17 protein-coding genes are annotated in these 21,812 nt (G+C 64.2%); 13 read left to right on the top strand and 4 right to left on the bottom strand.

Features of this window, described 5'->3' with window-relative positions; all coding sequences use genetic code 11:
- Nucleotides 1–75 precede the first annotated feature (75 nt).
- Both CO664_RS11840 and htpG read left to right on the top strand, forming a co-directional pair.
- Nucleotides 76–1,551, top strand: coding sequence for an NAD-dependent succinate-semialdehyde dehydrogenase (locus tag CO664_RS11840; RefSeq protein ID WP_037417203.1), 1,476 nt, complete (start codon nt 76–78; stop codon nt 1,549–1,551).
- 163 nt (nt 1,552–1,714) lie between these two features.
- Complete coding sequence (htpG, locus tag CO664_RS11835; protein WP_097538857.1) at nt 1,715–3,601, top strand: molecular chaperone HtpG; 1,887 nt, start codon at nt 1,715–1,717, stop codon at nt 3,599–3,601.
- 183 nt (nt 3,602–3,784) lie between these two features.
- Here the strand turns inward: htpG and CO664_RS11830 are convergent, their stop codons facing one another.
- A complete protein-coding gene (locus tag CO664_RS11830; protein WP_097538856.1) occupies nt 3,785–4,975 on the bottom strand; it encodes a CaiB/BaiF CoA-transferase family protein in 1,191 nt (396 codons plus the stop codon).
- An 11-nt stretch (nt 4,976–4,986) separates the two neighbouring features.
- Entirely contained in the window at nt 4,987–6,174 is a 1,188-nt protein-coding gene (locus tag CO664_RS11825) for an acyl-CoA dehydrogenase (protein ID WP_097538855.1), read from the bottom strand.
- A 329-nt stretch (nt 6,175–6,503) separates the two neighbouring features.
- On the opposite strand from CO664_RS11825, the gene phnC reads away from it, so the two are divergent.
- From phnC to hutU, 11 genes are all read left to right on the top strand, one after another.
- Entirely contained in the window at nt 6,504–7,346 is an 843-nt protein-coding gene (phnC, locus tag CO664_RS11820) for a phosphonate ABC transporter ATP-binding protein (protein WP_097538854.1), read from the top strand.
- An 88-nt stretch (nt 7,347–7,434) separates the two neighbouring features.
- Nucleotides 7,435–8,340 carry a phosphonate ABC transporter substrate-binding protein gene (gene phnD / locus CO664_RS11815; RefSeq protein WP_097538853.1) on the top strand — a complete coding sequence of 302 codons (906 nt, stop codon included), beginning with the start codon at nt 7,435–7,437 and terminating at the stop codon, nt 8,338–8,340.
- A gap of 106 nt (nt 8,341–8,446) precedes the next feature.
- A complete protein-coding gene (phnE, locus tag CO664_RS11810; RefSeq protein WP_097524610.1) occupies nt 8,447–9,409 on the top strand; it encodes a phosphonate ABC transporter, permease protein PhnE in 963 nt (320 codons plus the stop codon).
- Nucleotides 9,410–9,418: 9 nt separating this feature from the next.
- Nucleotides 9,419–10,936 carry a phosphonate ABC transporter, permease protein PhnE gene (phnE, locus tag CO664_RS11805; protein WP_097538852.1) on the top strand — a complete coding sequence of 506 codons (1,518 nt, stop codon included), beginning with the start codon at nt 9,419–9,421 and terminating at the stop codon, nt 10,934–10,936.
- A gap of 124 nt (nt 10,937–11,060) precedes the next feature.
- A complete protein-coding gene (locus tag CO664_RS11800; protein WP_097524608.1) occupies nt 11,061–11,768 on the top strand; it encodes a DUF1045 domain-containing protein in 708 nt (235 codons plus the stop codon).
- Between the two features lies 1 nt (nt 11,769).
- The gene (locus CO664_RS11795) at nt 11,770–12,909 is read left to right on the top strand and encodes an alpha-D-ribose 1-methylphosphonate 5-triphosphate diphosphatase (RefSeq protein ID WP_097538851.1); all 1,140 of its coding nucleotides are present in this window, start codon (nt 11,770–11,772) and stop codon (nt 12,907–12,909) included.
- Nucleotides 12,906–13,493, top strand: a complete 588-nt coding sequence (phnN, locus tag CO664_RS11790) for a phosphonate metabolism protein/1,5-bisphosphokinase (PRPP-forming) PhnN (RefSeq protein ID WP_097524607.1) — start codon at nt 12,906–12,908, stop codon at nt 13,491–13,493. The genes CO664_RS11795 and phnN overlap by 4 nt, the downstream gene beginning before the upstream one ends.
- A gap of 179 nt (nt 13,494–13,672) precedes the next feature.
- Nucleotides 13,673–14,920 (top strand): imidazolonepropionase, encoded by a 1,248-nt coding sequence (hutI, locus tag CO664_RS11785; RefSeq protein ID WP_097538850.1) that lies wholly within the window; start codon nt 13,673–13,675, stop codon nt 14,918–14,920.
- Nucleotides 14,917–16,452: a histidine ammonia-lyase gene (hutH, locus tag CO664_RS11780; RefSeq protein WP_097538849.1), complete on the top strand. Its 1,536-nt coding sequence runs from the start codon at nt 14,917–14,919 to the stop codon at nt 16,450–16,452. Before hutI ends, hutH begins: the two co-directional genes overlap by 4 nt.
- Nucleotide 16,453: 1 nt before the next feature.
- On the top strand, nt 16,454–17,257 hold the full coding sequence (gene hutG / locus CO664_RS11775) for an N-formylglutamate deformylase (RefSeq protein WP_097538848.1): 804 nt from the start codon (nt 16,454–16,456) through the stop codon (nt 17,255–17,257).
- A gap of 113 nt (nt 17,258–17,370) precedes the next feature.
- Nucleotides 17,371–19,044 carry a urocanate hydratase gene (hutU, locus tag CO664_RS11770; protein WP_172900199.1) on the top strand — a complete coding sequence of 558 codons (1,674 nt, stop codon included), beginning with the start codon at nt 17,371–17,373 and terminating at the stop codon, nt 19,042–19,044.
- Nucleotides 19,045–19,088: 44 nt separating this feature from the next.
- Here hutU and CO664_RS11765 read toward each other — a convergent pair whose 3' ends face one another.
- Nucleotides 19,089–20,300, bottom strand: coding sequence for an MFS transporter (locus CO664_RS11765; RefSeq protein ID WP_097538847.1), 1,212 nt, complete (start codon nt 20,298–20,300; stop codon nt 19,089–19,091).
- 76 nt (nt 20,301–20,376) lie between these two features.
- Entirely contained in the window at nt 20,377–21,807 is a 1,431-nt protein-coding gene (locus tag CO664_RS11760; RefSeq protein WP_097538846.1) for a M81 family metallopeptidase, read from the bottom strand.
- Nucleotides 21,808–21,812: the final 5 nt, after the last annotated feature.

Here is a 21,812-nt window from a genome sequence, read left to right as displayed (position 1 = left end):
CGCGGACGCGTGCCCCGCAACAAAACAAAGAGCGAGGCTTGCTGAGCCGTGGCCCGCCTCGCCGGAGGACGCGCCATGGCCCTCACACCCGCACTCACCAAGCACCTTCGCGCAGCGGACCAATTCGCAACGCTCGATCGGGTGACCCGGGCCGCCTCCGAGTGGAACGGCCCGACCTTCGATGTCTTCAATCCTTCGACCGGCGAATTGCTGGCGACGCTGCCCGACATGGAGATCGAGGACGCCCATGCCGCAATCGATGCGGCCGCCTGCGCCCAGCCGCTCTGGGCGGGAAAGCCTGCCAAGGACCGAAGCGCGATCCTGCGCCGCTGGCACGACCTGATCGTCGAGCATGTCGACGATCTCGCTGCCATTCTCACGGCCGAGATGGGCAAGCCGCTCGGCGAGGCGAAGGGCGAAGTGCTGCACGCCGCTTCCTATGTCGAGTGGTATGCGGAGGAGGCGAAACGCGTCTATGGCGAAACCTTTCCTGCCCCTGCCAACGACCGTCGCATGCTCGTCATCAAGCAGCCGGTCGGCGTCGTTGGCACAATCACGCCCTGGAATTTCCCGGCATCGATGGTCGCCCGCAAGATTTCACCGGCGCTTGCCGCCGGCTGCGCCGTCGTCCTGAAGCCTGCGGAACAGACGCCGCTCGTCGCCGGTGCGATGTTCGTGCTCGCCGAGAAGGCCGGCTTTCCAGAAGGCGTGCTCAATTTGCTCTACGCTTCGGAGGGGGCGCCGATCGGGCGCGAACTCTGCAGCAATCCCAAGGTCCGCAAGATCAGCTTCACCGGTTCGACCGAAGTCGGCCGCCTGCTGATGCGGCAATGCTCCGACCAGATCAAGAAGGTCAGCCTCGAACTCGGCGGCAACGCCCCTTTCATCGTCTTTGACGACGCCGACATAGACGAGGCGGTTGACGGCGCGGTTCAGGCGAAGTTCCGCAATGCCGGGCAGACCTGCGTTTCGGCAAACCGCATCTATGTGCAATCGGCGGTGCACGACGCCTTCGCCGCGAAATTTGTCGCGCGGGTACGCGAGCTCAGCGTCGGCGACGGCTTTTCGCCCGGCATCACCATCGGTCCGATGATCGATGGCCATGCGATCGAGAAGATCGAGGCGCATGTCGCCGACGCCCTCGCCAAGGGTGCCGAACTGCGCTGCGGCGGCGAGCGGATCGGCACGAACGGGACCTTCTTCGCGCCCACGGTTCTCACCGGCATCTCGCACGACATGCGCGTCGCCCAGGAGGAGACATTCGGGCCGATCGCCCCGATCATCCGCTTCGAGACCGCCGAGCAGGTGGTGGCCGAGGCGAACGACACGATCTACGGTCTCGCCGCCTATTTCTATGCGGAGAATCTCAAGCGGGTCTGGCATGTGGCCGAGGCGCTGGAATACGGCATGGTCGGCATCAATACCGGTCGCATGTCCTCCGAGGCAGCCCCCTTCGGCGGAATAAAGCAGTCCGGGATCGGCCGCGAGGGTTCGCGCCACGGCCTCGAAGACTATCTCGAGATGAAATATCTCTGCATGGGCAATATCTGACCTTTCGAGCTGCACCTCTCGGTTCATCGCATTGCCGGAACCTTCCGGCTCTTGAAATTCACGCTGCGCCTTGCCAATTGGGGCGAAAACCGAAGCAGGATGAATATCCGTCGGCTCGCTTCGGCCCGTCGAAGTCAGCTAATCCCAGGAGGCCCGCAGCACGATGAGTGACGTCGAAATGTCCGTCGAGAAACATGTCTTCGAAGCCGATGTGGCGAAACTGCTGCATCTGATGGTGCACTCGGTCTATTCCGACAAGAACGTCTTTCTCCGCGAACTGATTTCGAATGCCGCGGACGCCTGCGAGAAGCTGCGCTACGAGGCGATCGTCGCGCCGGAACTGCTTGGCAGCGATCCCGCTCCGCGCATCACGCTAACGCTGGACGAGGAGAACGGCCGCCTGGTCGTCGAGGACAACGGCATCGGCATGAGCCGCGACGAGCTGGTCGAATCGCTCGGCACGATCGCCCGCTCCGGCACCCGCGCCTTCATGGAGCGGATCGAGGCGGCACAGGGCAGGGACGGCGCGCAGCTGATCGGCCAGTTCGGCGTCGGCTTCTATTCGGCCTTCATGGTGGCCGACAATGTTGACGTCGTTTCCCGCCGCGCCGGCGCCGACAAGGCCTGGCATTGGGCGTCGGACGGCAAGGGCAGCTACACGGTCTCCGCCGTCGAGCTCGCCGATGCGCCGGCGCGCGGCACCCGCATCACGCTGCATCTTATGGAGGACGCAAGAACCTACACCTCGCGCTGGACCGTGGAGCGGATCGTCAAGGATCAGTCCGGGCACGTGCCGGTACCGATCTCGATCGTCGAGAAGCCAGGCGCCGAGCCTGCACAGGTTGCCGACGGTACGGCGCTGTGGACCAAGCAGAAGAGCGACATCAGCAAGGAAGACTACACGGACTTCTACCGCGGCGTTGCCGGGCAGTACGACGAGCCGGCGGTGACCGTCCACTTCCGCGCAGAGGGGCGCCACGAATATACGGCGCTCGCCTTCGTTCCCGGCTCGAAGCCTTTCGACCTGTTCGACCCGGACCGCAAGGGCCGCATGAAGCTCTATGTGAAGCGTGTCTTCATCACCGACGAGGCGGAGTTGCTGCCGCGCTACCTGCGCTTCGTGCGCGGCCTCGTCGACACCGCCGATCTGCCGCTCAACGTGTCGCGCGAGATGATCCAGGAAAGCCCGCTGCTTGCGAGCATCCGCAAGGGCCTGACGAATCGCGTGCTGACGAGCATTGAAAAGCTCGCGGAGGGCGAGCCGGAGACCTTCACCACGCTTTGGGAGAACTTCGGCAGCGTCATCAAGGAAGGCATCTACGAGGATTTCGAGCGGCGGAGCCAGCTGCTGGCTCTTTCCCGATTCCGTACGACTGCCGGCGATGAAAAGCCGCGCGCCTTGAGCGACTACGTCAAGGATATGAAGGAAGGCCAGTCGGCGATCTACTACCTCACCGGCGACAACCTCGCCCAGCTTAAGGCGTCTCCGCAGCTCGAGGGATTTCGCGCCCGCGGTATCGACGTGCTGCTCTTGACGGATCCGGTTGACAGCTTCTGGGTGACGACGGCGCCTGATTTCGAGGGAAAGCCGTTCAAGTCGATCACCCAGGGCGCCGCGGACCTCGCCGGAATCGCGAGGCAGAACTCAGAAGCCGCCTCGTCCGAGGCGAATCCCGCCGTCACCGAGTTCGTGAACTTTGCCAAGGCGACGCTCGGCGAAGCGGTTTCGGATGTGAGAGCTTCCGACCGCCTGACGGAAAGCGCCGTCTGCCTCGTGGCGCCGGAACACGGTCCGGACCGTCAGCTGCAGAAGATGCTGCAAGGTGCGGGGCGTATCGAAGGAGCGGCAAAGCCTGTGCTCGAAATCAATCCCGGGCATCACCTGATCGCCGCCCTAGCTGACTGCCCGGCGGAAGAAGGCTCGTTCCGAGAGGACGCAGTGAAACTGCTTCTCGATCAGGCGCGGGTTTTGGACGGCGACAAGCCGGAGGATCCGCGCGCTTTTGCGGAGCGGCTGTCGCGCGTTTTTGATAGGGCGTTGAAGGGCTAAAATTCTGCCCCTCATCCGGCCTGCCGGCCACCTTCTCCCCGCACGCGGGGCGAAGGAGACTCGCGGCGCCTCTCAAGCTCCCTCTCCCCGCAAGACGGGGAGAGGGCTAGTACCCCGGTTAAACCCGAGGAGAGGGGCAAATCAAGACACGCGCGTGCAAAATCAGGGCAAGTCTGTACGACCTCATCCCTTCTCCGGGCCGCGCGCGCCCATTCCAATTCCCGCCAGCACTTCAGCCGTATGCTCGCCTAGACGCGGCACGCCGCGCTCCAGGGCCAGCGCTGCGCCGGAAAACCGGACCGGTGCTCTGACACCCGGCGACGTGCCGGTCGCCGCACCCGTATGCGGCGTCTCGACCCGCATCTGCCGATGGACGATCTGAGGATCGGCAAAGACGTCGGCAACCGTGTTGATCGGCCCGCCCGGCACGCCGGCCGCTTCTAGCTTGGCGAGCAGGGCGTCCCGGGTAAAGTCTTGGGTTCTCGCGGCGAGTTCCGGCGTCAGGCTGTCACGGTGCTGAACACGGCCCGCATTCGTGCGGTAGCGGTCGTCGGCGGCAAGGTCGGGACGGCCGAGCAGGTCGCAGAACTTGATAAACTGTCGGTCGTTGCCGACCGCGACGATCAGGTGGCCATCCGAGGTCGGGAACACCTGGTAGGGCGCAATATTCGGATGGGCGTTGCCAAGCCGCCGCGGCGCCTTGCCGGAGACGAGGAAGTTCAGCGCCTGATTGGCGAGCACGCCGGTCATGCAGTCGAGCAGAGCCATGTCAATCTGTTGGCCTTCTCCGGTGCGCTCCCGCTGCGCCAGGGCCGCCTGCACGGCGATGACGCCATAGAGGCCGGTGAAGATGTCGGCAAAGGCCACGCCGATCTTCTGCGGCTCTCGATCCGGTTCGCCGGTCAGGTCCATGATGCCGCTCATGCCCTGGATGATATAGTCGTAGCCGGCGCGATGAGCGTAGGGCCCGTCCTGGCCGAAGCCGGTGACGGAGCAATAGATCAGCCGCGGATTGATTTGTCTGAGGCTCTGATAGTCGAGCCCGTATTTGGCGAGCCCGCCGACCTTGAAGTTTTCGAGAACGACGTCGGACTGCGCCGCGAGCCGGCGCACGGCCTCCTGCCCCTCCTCCGTCGTGAAGTCGAGAACGACGGAGCGTTTTCCCCGATTGCAAGCATGGAAATAGGCGGCATCGAGCTTCTCGCCCCCCTCGCCTTCGACGAAGGGTGGCCCCCAGCTGCGCGTGTCGTCTCCGGCCGGACTTTCCACTTTGATGACCTCGGCGCCGAGATCGGCGAGCGTCTGGCCGATCCACGGACCGGCGAGGATGCGGGCGAGTTCGAGAACCTTTATGCCCTTCAGCGGCGCTTCCATCGTCACACCGCTCAGAAAAAGGCCTGCAGCCCCGTCTGGGCGCGGCCGAGGATCAACGCATGGACGTCGTGCGTCCCCTCATAGGTGTTGACCGTCTCGAGGTTCACCATGTGGCGCATGACCTGGTACTCCTCGGAAATGCCGTTGCCCCCATGCATGTCGCGGGCCATGCGGGCAATGTCGAGCGCCTTCCCGCAATTGTTGCGCTTGACGATCGAGATCATCTCCGGCGCCATCCGCCCCTCGTCCATCAGCCGCCCGACGCGCAGCGACGCCTGCAGCCCGAGCGCGATCTCGGTCTGCATGTCGGCGAGCTTCTTCTGGAAGAGCTGGGTCTGGGCGAGCGGTCGGTTGAACTGCTTGCGGTCGAGGCCGTATTGCCGCGCCGCATGCCAGCAGAATTCGGCCGCGCCCAGCGCTCCCCAGGAAATGCCGTAACGGGCGCGGTTGAGGCAGCCGAAAGGACCCTTGAGACCTTCGACATTCGGAAGCAACGCCTCCTCCCCCACTTCGACATTGTCGAGAACGATCTCGCCGGTGATCGACGCCCTGAGCGAAAGCTTGCCGGCGATCTTCGGCGACGATACGCCCTTCATGCCCTTCTCCAGCACGAAGCCGCGAATGGCATTGCCATGCGCCTCCGACTTCGCCCAGACGACGAAGACATCGGCGAGCGGCGCGTTGGATATCCACATCTTCGAGCCGATCAGCCGATAGCCGCTGCCGGTCTTGATCGCCCTGGTCTTCATACCTGCCGGATCGGAACCGGCATCCGGCTCGGTAAGGCCGAAGCAGCCGATCCACTCGCCGCTTATCAGCTTCGGCAAGTATCTTTGCTTCTGCTCCTCGGAGCCGTAGGCGAAGATCGGATAGATCACCAGCGAGGATTGCACGCTCATCATCGAGCGATAGCCGGAATCGACCCGCTCGACCTCGCGGGCGACGAGTCCATAGGCGACATAGGAGGCGCCGACGCCGCCATAGGTGTCGGGCACGGTCACGCCGAGCAGGCCGAGCTCGCCCATTTCGCGGAAGATCGCCGGATCGGTCTTTTCGTCACGATAGGCTTCGATCACCCGCGGCTGCAGCCGCTCCTGGGCGTAGGCGCGCGCCGTATCGCGGATCATTCGCTCGTCTTCGCTCAGTTGATCCTCGAGGAGGAATGGGTCGTCCCACTGAAATTGACTTTTGCCAGCCATGTTTCTCTCCCATCGGATCTAAATAGGACCGGGAATCAGGCCGCATACCTTTCCCCATCCCGCTCCCTGGAGTTATCGCAAGCGGGGTCGAGCCTTTCAAATGCAATTGAGGCAATGACTCATGCACCTGCTGCATGGTTTCCTGAATTGGGGGCAGTTGCAAGCAGTCGTCTGCTTCATCCGCTTCTGTTGTCGCTGATGAGAGGGCCCAGGCCCGCGCCTGTGAACTGTAACAGAAGCTACAACAAACTGACATCGCGCCTTCACGAAGCGCCGATATGGCAGGGATCACTAATAAACGATCGCCCACCGACGAGGACCTGCCGCCGATGTTTCAGTTGAGGAACGTGACCCGCCAGTTCGGCAAGAAGCGAGCCGTCGACACCGTCACCTTCGACATACCGCAAGGTCAGATGGTCGGGGTCATCGGCCGCTCCGGGGCGGGCAAGTCGACGCTTCTGCGGATGATCAATCGGCTCGTCGACCCCACCTCCGGGACGATCGAATTCGCCGGCATCGAGGTATCCTCGCTCAGGGGTTCTGCCCTGCGGCATTGGCAGCGCGACTGCGCGATGATCTTCCAGCAGTTCAACCTGGTCCCGCGCCTCGACGTTCTGACCAATGTCCTCCTCGGCCGGCTGAACCATCGTTCGACGGTCTCGAGCATCCTCAACCTGTTCACCCGGGAGGAACGGATCATGGCGATCGGCGCACTCGAGCGTCTCGGCATCGAGCAGACGGCGCTGCAGCCGGCCGGTACGCTTTCCGGCGGCCAGCAGCAGCGCGTCGCGATCGCCCGGGCGCTGATGCAGCAGCCGAAGGTGCTTCTCGCCGACGAGCCGATCGCGTCGCTCGATCCGCTCAACGCCAAGATTGTCATGGATGCGCTGCGCGACATCAACGAGCGTGACGGCATCACCGTCGTCACCAACCTGCACACGCTCGACACGGCGCGCAACTATTGCGAACGGATCATCGGCATGGCGCAGGGCCGGATCGTCTTCGACGGACAGCCGAAGGATCTCACCGCCACGGCGGTCGCCGAGATCTACGGCGCCGAAACGGCGATCGAGGAATCGATGACCTCGACGAGCATCAACATTCCCGCGGCTGTCGCTCGCGAGGAAAACGCATCGGCCAGCTACAAGCCGCTGGCACTGGCCGGCCTCTAAGGCCGCCGCGATCGAATGCCCGCGTCAAGGGCGCCCAATCGAAACAGCCACTGATCCGGCGAGGCCGGATAAACGGGAGACGAACCTCATGCTGAAGAAAGCTCTTCTGGGCGCCGTTGCGCTCATCGCCCTGGCCGGCCATGCCCAGGCCGAAGACCTAAAGGAATTCCGCATCGGCATCATGGGCGGCGAGAACGAAGCCGACCGCCTGCGCAACTACCAGTGCCTGGTCGACAAGCTCCCGGCCGCCATCGGCGTCGAGAAGGTCTCGCTCTTCCCGGCTGCAGACTATGACGGCGTCATCCAGGGGCTGCTCGGCGGCACGCTCGACTATGCCGAACTCGGCGCTTCCGGCTACGCCAAGATCTACCTCGCCAAGGCTGATGCCGTCGAGCCGATCTTGACCACGGTCCAGACCGATGGCTCCACCGGCTACCACTCGATCATGGTCGCCCGCAAGGACGCCGGCATCACCAAGCTCGAGGATCTCAAGGGCAAGAAGCTCGGCTTCGCCGATCCGGACTCCACCTCCGGCTACCTCGTCCCCCTCGTCATCCTTCCGGAAGCGATCGGCGCACCGGTCAAGGAATATTTCGGAGAGACCGGCTTCGGCGGCGGTCATGAAAACCTCGTCCTCGAAGTCCTCAAGGGCACCTTCGATGCCGGCACGACCTTCGGCTCCGGCGTCGGCGAGTTCAAGGACGGCTACACCTCCGGCAATCTGCGCAAGATGGTCGACAAGGGCGTGCTCGACATGAACGACCTCGTCGAGCTGTGGCGCTCGCCGCTGATTCCGAACGGCCCGATCGTCGTGCGTACAACGATGAACGACGACATGAAGGCGAAGTTCAAGCAGTTCATGATGGATCTGCCGAAGACCGACGCCGCCTGCTTCTCCGCCATCCAGGGCGGTGATTTCACCGGCTTTACGGAAGTCAACAGCGATTTCTACAAGCCGATCATCGACGCTCGCAGGGCAACGATCGGCGGCTGATCAAGAACCGCCAGATTTACGCTGGCCGCGTTACGCGGCCAGCGTTTGATTGTTCGGGGTTGCCGCCGGCACCCACCGCAAGAGGCCGGCACGAGCCGGAAATCCCATGGCCACCTCCCTGCTGTCACAGCGCTTGAGCGAGAACGGCGCCCTGATCGAGCGTCATTGGCAGGAGCTCAATACGCGCCGTCGCCTCTATACCTGCCTCGGGCTTGCCGCCCTGGCGCTGGCGCTCTTCGGCTCGCTCTGGTTCGCGAACGACTCGAATGCCGGGAAATTCCTCGTCCGCCTGCCGCATTTCTTCGACTTCGTCGGTGACCTGATGCCGCGCGAGCCGATGGAGATCGTTCGGGCGCTCTTCGATCTGCCCTCTCCCTACGACGACGGCAGTTTCAAATACAACTATCCGGAAGGCCGGCTATACGTCACCGAGAGCCTCTACATTCCCGAATACTTTCACAAGATGCTGGAGACGGTGAATATCGCCATCTTCTCGACGCTGATTGGTGCGTTCTTCGGCTTCATTCTGTGCTTCCTCGCGGCCCGCAACCTGACGCCCAGCGCTTGGGTGCGCGGCCCGGTCCGCCGGATCATGGAAATCCTGCGCGCATTTCCGGAAGTCGTGATCGCCGGCTTCTTCCTGGCGATCCTGTCGCTCGGCCCGATCCCCGCGATCGCGGCGGTGTCGATTCACACGATCGGTGCGCTGGGCAAGCTGTTCTTCGAAGTGGTCGAGAATGCCGACATGAAGCCGGAGGAGGGCCTGCGCGCCGTTGGCGCCAGCTGGATCGAGCGGGTTTGGTTCGGGATCGTGCCGCAGGTCTTGCCGAACTTCACCAGCTATTTCCTGCTTCGCCTGGAGATCAACGTGCGCGCCTCGACGATCATCGGCGCTGTCGGCGGCGGCGGAATCGGCGAGCTCCTGCGCCTGTCGATCGGCCAGGGCCATCAGGCCAAGACGCTCGCGATCGTGCTTTTGCTCTTCGCAACGATCTTCGCCGTCGATCAGTTCTCCGCCTGGCTTCGCCGCCGCCTCGTCGGCGACCAGGCCTTCCAGCTCGCCCAGTAGGAGCGCGCCATGATTGCCTCGACCAAGCCCAGCGCGCTCGAAATGGAAGCCATTGCGGCGCGCCACCCGCATCTCCTGCAGTCATCCACCGCAAGGCGGCGCAGGACGGCGCTGATCGGCATCGGCGTCGTTCTCTATCTCGCATTCAGCTGGTGGCTCTTCTCGATCGGCCATGTGCTCGCCAACGCCAATTGGGGTATCGCGGGCACCTATCTCGCCGACTGGGTCTCCTATGAGGTTCGACCCGAGATCGCCGTCGCCCCCGACGGGACGATGGCCGTTTCCTACCAGCGCAACTCGCCGCTCGGTCGAAATCCCGACCCGGAATGGGTGACCCTCGAAAAGCGGACGGCAACGCGCACCGTCGAGGCACCGGCTGCGACGAAACAGGCGCCGAAGCCGAAGACGAGTTCCTCATTCAACTTCATGGCTCCGAAGGCGGCACTCGGTGGCGGAGAGGCTGCAGCCGCCCAGAACGCTGATGAGACACGTACCGAGGAAATCGTAACCCGAGCGGTCGTAACCTATGACCGTTCGACGCGCATCGAAGTCGGCGACAAACTGGTCACCGCCATCCACGGCGGCGAAACGCTCACCATGACGGTTGACGGGGTCGACACCGTCACGCCGCAGACACCCCTCCCAAGCTGGGCCACGCAGAAGCGGCCGGGCGAAAAGGTCACGCTTTCCTTCGGCTCCACCGGCTGGGCGGAAGTTACCGGCGACGAGGTCTCGATCCGCAATCGCTTCTTCGGCTGGGCGAACTTCCTCTTCGACACCAACTCGCCGTTCTTCGGAAAATCCTACGGCGAAGTGGCACGTCTGATCCTGTCGGGAGACCGAATCGACCCGGCGCGCTCGAACCTGTCACTCGCCTGGGACAACGTCCTCTACAATGCCGAATGGCAGCATCTCGATGTCTGGACGAAGCTGCTGCAGACGGTCGTCATGGCCTTGGTCGGGACGGTGTTCGCGTCCCTTATCGCCTTCCCGCTCTGTTTCCTTGCCGCCCGCAACATCACCCCGAGCCGTGTAACCAACCAGTTGGCCAAGCGCTTCTTCGATTTCCTGCGCTCGGTCGACATGTTCATCTGGGCGCTGTTCTTCACCCGTGCCTTCGGTCCGGGGCCGCTTGCCGGCATGTCGGCGATTTTCTTCACCGACACCGGCACGCTCGGCAAGCTCTACTCCGAAGCGCTGGAAAACATCGATGACAAGCAGCGCGAAGGCGTCAAATCCGTCGGCGCTCCGCCGGTCGCGGTGCAGCGCTTCGGCGTGCTGCCGCAGGTGCTTCCCGTCTTTGCAAGCCAGGCGCTTTATTTCTGGGAATCGAACACACGCTCTGCCACGATCATCGGCGCCGTCGGGGCCGGCGGCATCGGTCTGAAGCTCTGGGAAGCCATGCGGACCAATTCGGATTGGGAAAATGTCGCCTATATGGTTCTTTTGATCTTGATGGTTGTCTTCGTTTTCGACAGCATCTCGAACGCGTGCCGCTCCCGGCTGATCGGGCGCAGCGGACACTGAACTCTTTTTGCGCTTCAGACCGATGCGATCATGATGTTGTCATGCAAATCGGCTAGCTGCGCATCACACCCACAAGTGGTCGGCTCGCCTCACCGCCGGGCGACGATCAAGAAAGTGAAGACCAGTGCGCTACGCAATCTATTTCGCGCCGCCGGCCGATGACCGGCTGTCGCAGACCGCGTCCCGTTGGCTCGGCCGCGATGCCTTCCTCGACGGCGCCTTGGCCTGGCCGGACAACTTGGCACTCGAACGGGAACAGCACATGACCCTGACGGCCGAGCCGCGCCGCTACGGCTTCCATGGCACCTTGAAGGCGCCCTTCGCGCTTGCGGCGGGACGAAGCGAAGCGGAATTGATCGCCGCCTTCGACGAATTCGCCGCGGAAATCGAGCCCTTCGAGATACCGGAGATCAGGCTCCACCAAATCGGTCCGTTCTTCGCGCTCGTACCGAGCGCGCCGTCGGCGCCCATGCAAGATTTGGCGGAGCAGGCGGTTCGCCGCTTCGAGCCTTTTCGCGCCCCTCTCTCCGGAGCTGATCTCGCCCGCCGCAATCCGGAAAAACTGACGCAGCTTCAAAAGGATTACCTCGCGGCATGGGGATACCCCTATGTCTTCGAGGAGTTCCAGTTCCATCTGACGCTCACCGGCTCCGTGCCGGAGGAGACGCGCGGCCTGATGCGCGATACGCTCGAGGCCGCCTTCGACGAATTTATCGGGCGGCCGCTGAGCGTCTCGACGATCGCTCTTTTCGTCGAGCCGCAGCGCGGCGCCCCCTTCACCGTTCATTCCCTGCTGCCACTCGGCAGCGCATCCGCACGAAAGATTGCATGACATGAGCAGCGAACAGGTTCTGAGCAATGCCCGCATCGTTCTCGAAAATGACATCATCGATGGTTCGGTGCTGATCCGCGACGGCAAGATTGCCGACATTTCGGAAGGGGCGAGTCGGGTTGGCGAAGATTTCGAGGGCGACTACCTGTTGCCCGGGCTGATCGAGCTTCACACCGACCACCTGGAGGCGCATTATTCGCCGCGCCCGGGTGTGCGCTGGCTGAAGATCGCCGCCATCCAGGCGCACGACGCCCAGGTCGTCACCTCCGGCATCACCACCGTCTTCGACTGTCTGCGCCTCGGCTCGGACGAGGAAAGCGGCTTCCCGAAGGGCGAGATGCGCAGCATGGCCGACGCCTTGGCGCAGGCGAAGGGCGAGGGCCGGCTGCGCGCTGACCACCTCATCCACCTGCGCTGCGAGGTTTCGACCGCCGACGTGCTGGAGCACTACGACGATTTTCGCGACGACCCGCAGGTTCGCCTCGTCTCCCTAATGGATCACGCCCCCGGCCAGCGCCAGTTCCAGACGATGGAGCAGTATATCCTCTACTATAAGACCAAGCGCGGCCTGACCGACGAGGCTTTCGCCGCTTTCGTCGAGCGCCAGCAGGCGCTTTCGGCACGCTATGCGGCCCCGCACCGCACGGCGCTCGCGCAAGCCTGCGCGGAACGCGGCATCACCGTCGCAAGCCACGACGACGCTACCCTCGCGCATGTCGAGGAGTCGATCGGCTACGGCGTCCGGCTGGCAGAGTTTCCGACGAGCTTCGAAGCGGCTGAAGCCTCCCACCGGGCGGGATTGAGCGTTCTGATGGGGGCGCCCAACGTCGTCCGCGGCAAGTCGCATTCCGGCAACATCGCCGCGCGTGAGCTTGCGGAGCGCGGCGTGCTCGACGTGCTTTCGTCGGATTACGTGCCCTTCAGCCTGATCCATGCACCCTTCATCCTCGCCGACGAGGTCGAGAGCATCGACCTGCCGAGCGCGATCGCCCTGGTGACCGCAACGCCGGCACGCACCGTCGGCCTCACCGATCGCGGCCGGATCGGCGTCGGCCTGCGCGCCGATGTAGCGCGTGTCCATCGGCCCGAGGGCATTCCGGTGGTTCGCTCCGTATGGCGCGAAGGACGGCGTGTCGCATGATGGCCGCGGAAAATCAGGGCGGGACGCTCATCGTCGTCGTCGGCCCGAGCGGCGCCGGCAAGGATAGCGTCATGGGTTTCGCCGCCCGCCACTTCGCGCAGCGGCCGGATATTCTCTTCGTCCGACGGGTCATCACCCGCCCCTCGGATGCCGGCAGCGAAGTGCACGAAAGCGTCTCCACGGCGGAATTCGAAGAGATGCAGCAAGTCGGCGCCTTCGCCGTTGCCTGGCAGGCGCACGGCTTGAGCTACGGAATTCCGCGTGAGATCGCCGACAGGATCGAAAGCGGTATGACGGCAATCGTCAACGGCAGTCGCGCAGCCCTTCCCGCCATCCGAGCCGCCTTCGGCAAGGTGGCCGTTGCCCTGGTCACCGCCGACGCATCGGTGCTCGCAAAGCGCCTCGCCCAACGCGGTCGCGAAAGCGAGGAAGACGTGCTGCGTCGACTGAAGCGGCAGGTCCCCGACGTCGTGGCCGGGCCGGACGTGACCGTGATCGACAATAGCGGCCGGCTCGACATTGCCGGGCAGCGTTTCGTCGCACTTGTCGAACAGCATTGCGCCAAGGCCCCCCACCCCGCCTGATCGCCGACCCTCGGACAATTTCGCCCGAGCCCCGGATCGAAAGACCGGGGCTTTTTTCTTGGCGATTGCTGGCCCGGTCCACGGGCCGCCTTACCTCCTGGCAGAAGGTCGAACATTTTTTCCGCTTGCCGCCGGCTTATTATGTATATACATTATCGCAAGAGAAGGGCGGAAAGCTTATGAACGAAAACGCCGACATGAAAGCGGAACGCAGCAGTCTCTGGCGCAACGTGCGCCTTGCGACGCTTCGCGAGGATTTGGGCCCGCTCGGCATTGTCGAAACGGGCGCCGTGGCCGTGCGCGGTGGTCGGATCGTTTATGCCGGCGCCGAAAGCGAACTCCCCTCTCGGCTGTCCGGCGCCGACCGGCTGATCGATTGCGAAGGCCGCTGGATGACGCCGGCGCTGATCGACTGCCACACCCATATCGTCCATGGCGGGAACCGTGCCCGTGAATTCCAGATGCGGCTCGAAGGCGTTAGCTATGAAGAGATTGCCCGCGCCGGCGGCGGAATTGTCTCCACCGTAAAGGCGACAAATGCTCTGTCAGTCGACGAGCTCGTCGAAGCCGCCCTTCCGCGGCTCGATACGCTGCTTTCCGAGGGCGTTGCGACGATCGAAGTCAAATCGGGCTATGGCCTTAACATCGAGGCGGAACTGAACATGCTGCAGGCGGCGCGCAAACTTGCGCAAGCGCGCCCGGTCCGCATCGTCACCAGCTATCTCGCCGCCCACGCCACGCCGCCAGAATACAAGGGCCGGAACGCCGACTATATCGACGATGTCGTCCTCCCCGGACTAAGCCGGGCCCATGCGGAACGACTCGTCGACGCTGTCGATGGCTTCTGCGAGGGGATCGCCTTCTCACCGGCCGAGATCGCCCGTGTGTTCGACCGGGCCAAGGCGCTCGGCCTGCCGGTCAAACTTCATGCCGAACAGCTTTCCGATCTCGGCGGTGCCAAGCTTGCAGCCTCCTATGGCGCGCTTTCGGCCGATCACCTCGAATATCTCGATGCGGACGACGCGACCGCCATGGCGAAGGCCGGTACCGTCGCCGTCCTGCTGCCGGGAGCATTTTACACCCTTCGCCAAACGCAATTGCCGCCGGTCGAGGCGCTGCGCGCCGCCGGCGCGCGCATCGCGATTGCCACCGATTGCAACCCGGGAACCTCGCCGCTGACGTCTCTTCTCCTGACCATGAACATGTCGGCGACGCTCTTCCGCCTGACGCTGGAGGAATGCCTCGCCGGCGTTACGCGCGAGGCGGCGCGCGCGCTTGGTATCCTCGGCGAGACCGGCACGATCGAAGCGGGAAAGTCGGCCGACCTTGCTCTCTGGGACATCGAGGCGCCGGCTGAGCTGATCTACCGCATCGGGTTCAACCCCCTCTCCGAGCGGATTTTCAAGGGTGAAAGGATTGCCCGATGACCATTGTTCTGAAACCCGGTTCGGTACCGCTCAAGGACCTGGAGGCGATCTATTGGACGGGTAAGCCGGCCCGCCTCGATCGCGCCTATGATGCCGGTATCGAAAAGGCCGCAACCCGGATCGCCGAGATCATCGCCGGCAATGCCCCCGTCTACGGCATCAATACCGGCTTCGGCAAACTCGCCTCGATCAAGATCGACAGCGCCGATGTTGCCACCCTGCAGCGCAATCTGATCCTGTCGCATTGCTGCGGCGTCGGCCAGCCGCTGCCGGAGAATATCGTGCGCTTCATCATGGCGCTGAAGCTCATCTCGCTTGGTCGCGGCGCGTCCGGCGTGCGCCTCGAACTCGTCCGCCTGATCGAAGGGATGCTCGAAAAGGGCGTCATCCCGCTGATCCCGGAAAAAGGCTCGGTCGGCGCCTCCGGCGATCTCGCGCCGCTCGCCCATATGGCCGCGGTGATGATGGGCCATGGCGAAGCCTTCATCGCCGGCGAGCGCATGAAGGGCGATGCTGCCCTAAAGGCAGCCGGGCTTTCCCCGGTGACGCTCGCCGCGAAGGAAGGCCTGGCGCTGATCAACGGCACCCAGGTTTCGACGGCACTGGCGCTGGCGGGCCTGTTCCGTGCCCACAGGGCCGCCCAGGCGGCGCTCATCACCGGCGCGCTCTCGACCGATGCGGCCATGGGATCGTCAGCCCCGTTCCACCCGGAGATCCATACGCTGCGCGGCCATCGCGGCCAGATCGACACGGCGGCCGCACTCCGGGGGCTGCTTGACGGGTCGGTCATTCGCCAAAGCCATCTCGAGGGCGACGAGCGCGTGCAGGATCCCTATTGCATCCGCTGCCAGCCGCAGGTCGACGGCGCCTGCCTCGATCTGCTGCGCTCGGTTGCCGCGACCCTCACCACCGAGGCCAATGCCGTCACCGACAATCCGCTGGTGCTCTCCGACAATTCCGTCGTCTCCGGCGGCAATTTCCATGCCGAGCCGGTCGCCTTCGCCGCCGACCAGATTGCGCTCGCGATCTGTGAGATCGGCGCCATTTCGCAGCGCCGCATTGCGCTCCTCGTTGACCCGGCCTTGAGCTACGGTCTGCCCGCCTTTCTCGCCAAGAAGCCGGGCCTCAATTCCGGGCTGATGATCGCCGAAGTTACCTCGGCCGCGCTTATGTCGGAGAACAAGCAGCTCTCGCATCCCGCCTCCGTCGACTCTACGCCGACGTCGGCCAACCAGGAAGACCACGTCTCCATGGCCTGCCACGGCGCCCGCCGCCTGCTGCAGATGACCGACAATCTGTTCTCGATCGTCGGCATCGAGGCCTTGGCCGCCGTCCAGGGCATCGAATTCCGGGCACCGCTTGCGACCAGCGCGGAACTTCAGAAGGCGGCCGCAGTCGTGCGCGCCGTTTCCCCGACGGTCGAGGAGGATCGCTACATGGCTGACGACCTCAGGTCCGCCGGCGAACTCGTTGCCTCCGGGCGGCTCGCAGCCGCCGTCTCCGACGGCATTCTCCCGCGACTGGAGATTTGACATGGCCGTCTACGAAGTCCGGCAGGGCACCTCGCCCGTCATTCTCGGCTTTCCGCACACGGGCACCGACGTTCCCCCGCCGATCTGGCAGCGCTTGAACGACAACGGCCGTATCCTCGCGGATACCGATTGGCACATCCACGAGCTCTATGAAGACCTGCTGCCGGAAGCGACCATCGTCCGCGCCACCTTCCATCGCTATGTCATCGACGCCAATCGCGATCCGGAGGGCGCCAGCCTCTACCCGGGCCAGAACACGACCGGCCTTGTTCCCGAAACCGATTTTGATGGCGTGCCTATCTGGAAGGAAGACGAAGGTCCGACGGACGCGGATATTGCCGCGAGACTGCGCGATTTTCACGCCCCCTATCACGCCGCGCTCGCCGCCGAGATCGACCGGGTCAAGGCCATTCATGGCGTGGCGGTCCTCTACGACTGCCACTCGATCCGCTCGCATATCCCCTTCCTGTTCGAGGGCAAGCTGCCGGACTTCAATATCGGCACCGATATGGGCAAGACCTGCGCCCAGCAGATCGAGCGTACGACGGCGGATATCGCAAGCAAGGCAGAGGGTTACACCCACATCCTGAACGGACGCTTCAAAGGCGGCTGGACGACCCGTCACTATGGCCACCCCGAGACCGGCGTCCATGCGATCCAAATGGAACTCGCCCAATCGACTCATTTGGCGACGGAGGCGCCGCCCTTCGCCCTCGACGCAGGCAAGGCCAAGCTGCTCCGCAGTCATTTGAGGGCGATCCTGGAACAGATCGAAGCGATCGCCCTCGGTCTTCGCGATAACTAAACTTACAAGAATTGAACAAACACAGACACTTATGGCGGAATGCTGATCCGATAGCGCAGCACATTCTCCAGCATCCCGCCGGAACCGCAATTGACAGGGAGTGAGGCATGACCATGAACAATCCGCGCCACAACATCCGCGACGTGCGCAGCCCGCGTGGCACCGAGATCAGCGCCAAGAGCTGGCTGACGGAAGCGCCGCTCCGGATGCTGATGAACAATCTCGACCCGGAAGTCGCCGAGAACCCGCACGAACTCGTCGTCTATGGCGGCATTGGCCGGGCCGCCCGCACCTGGGCGGATTTCGACCGGATCGTCGCGACGCTGAAGGATCTCAACGAGGACGAGACCTTGCTCGTCCAGTCCGGCAAGCCGGTCGGCGTCTTCCGCACCCACAAGGACGCGCCGCGCGTGCTGATCGCCAACTCCAACCTCGTGCCGCACTGGGCGACCTGGGACCATTTCAACGAGCTGGATAAGAAGGGTCTCGCCATGTACGGCCAGATGACCGCCGGTTCGTGGATCTATATCGGCAGCCAGGGCATCGTGCAGGGCACCTATGAGACCTTTGTCGAAGCCGGCCGCCAACACTACAACGGCGACCTCAAGGGCAAATGGGTGCTGACCGGCGGCCTCGGCGGGATGGGCGGCGCCCAGCCGCTTGCCGCCGTCATGGCCGGCGCCTGCTGCCTCGCCGTCGAATGCAATCCGGATTCCATCGATTTCCGTCTCCGCACCCGCTATGTCGACGCGAAAGCCGAAACGCTTGACGAAGCGATGGAGATGATCAACCGCTGGACCGCCGCGGGCGAGGCGAAATCCGTCGGTCTGCTCGGCAACACGGCCGAGATCCTGCCGGAGATGGTCCGACGTGGCATCCGCCCGGACATGGTGACCGACCAGACCTCCGCCCATGACCCGATCAACGGTTATCTGCCGAAGGGCTGGACCATGGCCGAGTGGAAGCAGAAGCGTGAAGGCGATCCGAAAGCCGTCGAAAAGGCCGCCCGCGCCTCGATGCGCGAGCATGTCGAAGCGATGATCGCCTTCCAGGACATGGGGATCCCGACCTTCGACTACGGTAACAACATCCGCCAGGTGGCGAAGGAAGAGGGCCTCGAAAACGCCTTCGCCTTCCCTGGCTTCGTGCCGGCCTATATCCGCCCGCTGTTTTGCCGCGGCATCGGCCCGTTCCGCTGGGCGGCGCTGTCCGGCGATCCGGACGATATCCGCAAGACCGATGCCAAGGTGAAGGAGCTGCTGCCCGACAACAAGCACTTGCACAACTGGCTCGACATGGCCGCCGAGCGCATCGCCTTCCAGGGCCTCCCAGCGCGCATCTGCTGGGTGGGTCTTGGCGACCGCCACCGCCTCGGCCTCGCCTTCAACGAGATGGTCAGGACCGGCGAGCTCAGCGCACCGGTCGTCATCGGCCGCGATCATCTCGACTCCGGCTCCGTCGCCTCGCCGAACCGCGAGACCGAAGCCATGAAGGACGGCTCCGACGCCGTGTCCGACTGGCCGCTCCTGAACGCACTGCTCAACACCGCGTCGGGTGCCACCTGGGTCTCGCTGCACCATGGCGGCGGAGTCGGCATGGGCTTTTCGCAGCATTCGGGCGTCGTCATCTGCTGCGACGGCTCGGAAGATGCCGCCCGCCGCATCGAACGGGTACTCTGGAACGATCCAGCAACGGGCGTCATGCGCCATGCCGATGCGGGCTACGACATCGCGGTCGATTGCGCCAAGGAACAGGGCCTGCGGCTCCCGGGCATCCTCGGCAACTGACGAAATGGCGGGGAGCTGCCCCGCGGCCTCCCGCTGCCCGGCTCCTACGATGCCGCAATCCTGGCACGCTTGCCGTCGAGCAAAAGGAGCAGCACCAGCCCTGCGAGCCCGGCCGCAGCGCCGAGCAGCGCCGTCCCGGAATAGTCGCTGAAGCGCGTGCCGATCGCAAAGAGCGCAGCGCTGAACGCCCCGCCCAAAAAGATGTTCACCGCGATCAGCGAACTGCCAAGCCCCGGCCGATCGGCAATCAGGTCCTGGAGGTAGGTGACCGGGATGCTGATCAGCGCCGCCGCACCGAGGCCGCTGGCGAGGGTCAGCGCATAAACGTGCCAAGGCCGGTCCGACAAACCGAGCAGCGCCAGATAGACCACGTAGACAGCGGTGCCGAGCGCCAGGGCATCGACATGGCTGAGGCTGTATTGAATGCGGCCCCAGACCAGAATGAAGGCCACTTCCAACAGCGCCACGACGCCGACGACGATGCCGATGTCGGTAGCGGTGCCGCCGGCCGCACCGGTGACGATCAAGGGAAGGACCGCCGCATTGACATGTAGGGTCGAGGAAATCAGCGCGATGGCGACAAGCCGCCCGAGTACCCGCGGCGACAGGATCTCGCCGAGGGAAGCGAGATAGGAAAGCCGCTTGCCGAGGGCTGAGCCGACACCGGCTGTGGGCGGCAACAGGAAAGCGACGAGGATGAGGTTGGCGGCGCAGCCGAGACTCGCCAGCAGATAGGCCGGCAGCATGCTGCCGCGCGCTGCGAGCACGAAGCCGACCACGCCCGGGACCAGCACCCAGGAAAGCGAGATGGCAGCCCTCACTGCCGAGTTGACCGCAGCCGCGTCCCTGCCGCCCATGTGGTTGGCCGCTGTGCGTACATTGGCGAAGAGGAGCGAATTGAGGGCCCCGTAGATCGGCAGGAGCAGCAGCGTGGCAATCACGAAGCTCGCCTTCGCCGGCCAAGCATAGACCATCCCATAGCCGACAACGCCGAACAGAATGACCGCCAGCATCAGCGTGCGGTAATTGCCGACGCGGTCCGCGACGATGCCGACGGTGACGCTGGCAATGACGTTGAGTAGGGCGGCGGCGAAGATCAGCGCCGAATAGAACGCGTTGCCGAGACCGAGTTCGGTGATGCCGACCACTGACTGATAGGGCGAGGTCGCGGCGCCGGCGAAGCCGAAGAGGAATATCGCGAGCATGCTCGCGCGAATGACCGGGTTTCGCATGGCCGTGAGCAGCGACGAAGACATGGAGGGGTGTTCCGCGGAAGGGGCGAGGTCAGTTCTGTCCGCCCGAGGCATCGAGCGGGGTCGTGCGGCTGCGGCGTCAGGTCCAGCGGGCGGACAGCCGCGCCTTCGGGGTGAAGTCGAAATCGCGATCGAAGGGGAAGATTGGCCGCTGGCGGCGCTCGCTCGCGAGCTTCTCGATGTCCTGATTGACGACACCGTCGGTGAGCGCCATCAGGTTGGGATTGGCGATCGGCGCGAGTTCCGGTGAAAGGTAACCGGACTTGACGACCAGCAGGCGGACCGCCTGCGGGTCGAGACCGAGCCGGCGGAAATCCTCGATATTGTGATAGGGCCGCCGCCGGGCCGAAAGCACGACGGTGATGCCGCCGACCTGAACCACCGCCTGCCGTTCCGCAAGCAAGCCGGGATCGTAAAGCCTGACGATCTTCGCCGCTTCGACGGCAGCACCCGAGGGGTCGAGGCTGCCGCCGATCCGAAGGGCCAGGGTCGAGCCTTCGCTTGCGGCAAAGCATGCCTCTACCGCCGGCCGATCGGCAATTCCGGCAATGAGCGCGTCCTGCCAATCACGTGCCAGAAGCGCCTTCAACACGTCGGCGCGGTCGCCGACGCCGCCGCCGGTCGGGTTGTCGCCCGAGTCGGCGAGAACGATCGGTCGCGTCGTTGCCGCTTCGGCAATGTCGAGCATGGCTTCTAGGGCTCCGGTCACCGAACCGAAACGGAATTTTTCTCGGGCATCCCAGTAGCTTGCGGCGATTTCCTCCGCCGCTTTCAAAGTGGCTTCCTGGTCCGATCCGGTCACGACCGCGCAGGCGGTGGCCCGCGGCTCGTCCGCCCAGACATAGCCGACCATCAGATTAGCATCGAGGATGCCGGCCCGAACATTAATCTCGGGCAGGACTCGATAAAGGCTTGCCGCAGGCTCGTCCTCCGTCGAGGTCCTCTCTCCTGGCAGGAGCAGCGGCACGGGCGCCCAGGCGACGCCCGGCCGCGCGCCGGTGCGCAGCACCTCGACCAGCATCGTCCACGCCCTCACCATGGTTTCGCGCGTATCGATATGCGGCGCCGTGCGATAGGCGGCGAAAATATCGATTTGGTCGATGATCCGCTGGCTGACATTGCCGTGCAGGTCATAGCTGACGGCAATCGGGCAGCCGGGACCGACGACGTCACGGGCAGCCGAAATCCAGTCGGCCTCCGCATCGTCCAAGCCGTCGACCTTGATCGCGCCATGCATGGCGAGATAGAGTCCGTCGATCGGCACGGCTGCCTTCAACCCTTCCAGGAACTCCGCCTTGAAGGCCACATAGGCCGGCCGGGAAACCGGCCCACCGGGGACGGCGCGGGCATGGAGCAGCGGAACGTGTTCCACATCCTCAGCGTCGAGAAAGCTGAAATTGTCGGCCCTCAGCAGTTCCTCGCCCCTCAAGACCCGAAAGTCCTCGACCGACATCAGGACGGGCGAATAGGTGCTGCATTCCGTGTGGATTCCGCCAACGGCGATCCGCATGACTC

It is taken from the genome of Sinorhizobium sp. NG07B (assembly GCF_002532005.1).
Lineage (GTDB): Bacteria > Pseudomonadota > Alphaproteobacteria > Rhizobiales > Rhizobiaceae > Sinorhizobium > Sinorhizobium fredii_C.
The sequence above is the reverse complement of the archived record's forward strand: the minus strand, read 5'-3'. Positions and strand labels throughout refer to the sequence as shown.